Source organism: Bradyrhizobium sp. 132 (assembly GCF_023074185.1).
Classification (GTDB): domain Bacteria; phylum Pseudomonadota; class Alphaproteobacteria; order Rhizobiales; family Xanthobacteraceae; genus Bradyrhizobium.
The window spans coordinates 1-995 of sequence record NZ_JADPKY010000165.1; the positions used below are offsets into that span (position 1 = coordinate 1).

The 995-nt window shown below is 63.6% G+C and carries 2 protein-coding genes; both read right to left on the reverse strand.

Annotation, left to right across the window (positions count from 1 at the left end; translation table 11 throughout):
* Nucleotides 1–866 (reverse strand): PAS domain-containing sensor histidine kinase (locus IVA74_RS36145; RefSeq protein ID WP_247352278.1); only part of this gene is annotated, 866 nt, incomplete at its 3' end.
* On the reverse strand, nucleotides 867–995 hold a 129-nt coding region (locus IVA74_RS36150), incomplete at its 5' end, for an alpha/beta hydrolase (protein WP_247352279.1). It abuts the gene before it with no gap.

Below are 995 nucleotides of genomic sequence, written 5' to 3' on the forward strand. Positions count from 1 at the left end.
GGCGCGCCGTGGCTGATCGCGTTGCCGAGCAGGTTCGAGAACAACTGGGCGATGCGGGCCGGATCGCAGAAGACCGGCCTCTCGACCTCGAAATTGGTCTCGATGCGGCGCTCCGGATGGGCCGCGACCAACTCGGCCACAACCTGGTCCAGCACGGGTTCGACGGCGGTGATGGCCTTAGACAGCGAGATGCCTCCTCCGAGGCGGCCGCGCGCCAGATCCATGACGCTTTCGATCATCTTGGCCATGCGGCCCACGCTGCTCTGCATCATGGCCTCGAGCCGCAGCGCGTCTTCCGGAGTCTTGGCCTTGAGCATCAGCCGTGCACCGGCTGCGATCGATGCGAGAGGATTGCGTAAGTCGTGACCGAGCACGGCGATGAACTGCTCACGCAGCTCCGCGTTCTCGCGCTCCTGGCGCAGACGTTCTTCGAGCACAGTTTTGAGCTCATCGCTTTGCTTGCGGGCGTCGATGAGCTCGCGCTCGTAGCGACGCCGGTCCGCCGCGCGCATGATCGTGAGGCGGGTGAACAGAAGCGCGTCTGTGTCGGTACGCCGCTCGCGGGCGTTGGCGATCGCAGGCAGCCGCGTTCCGTTTTTGGTCAGGAGATCGAGCGCGAACTCGTCGAAGAAGCCCTGCATGCGCAGCAGCGGCGCGACATGGGTCTCGAGGAATATGCGTCCCGCCATGGTGAGCAAGTCGCTCAGCCGCATCCCGGGAAGGTCATCGGGTGGGTAGCCCATCCAGTCCGCCAAAGTCCGATTGGCGCGATCGATGCGACCGTCCGGACGAACGGACAGGTAGCCGCAGGGTGCGTTTTCGTAGAGGTCTTCGAAATCGCTGTCGGCGGGATGATTGTTGTTCACTCAGACGAATTCTCGGATGGAGGCCACGACTTCGTCGGGCGCGCTCAGGTTGGGACAATGGCCGGTTGCCTTCAGAACCACCATTTTGCTGTTCGGGATGTTGCGCTGGACGTACGCACCCACCTGTTG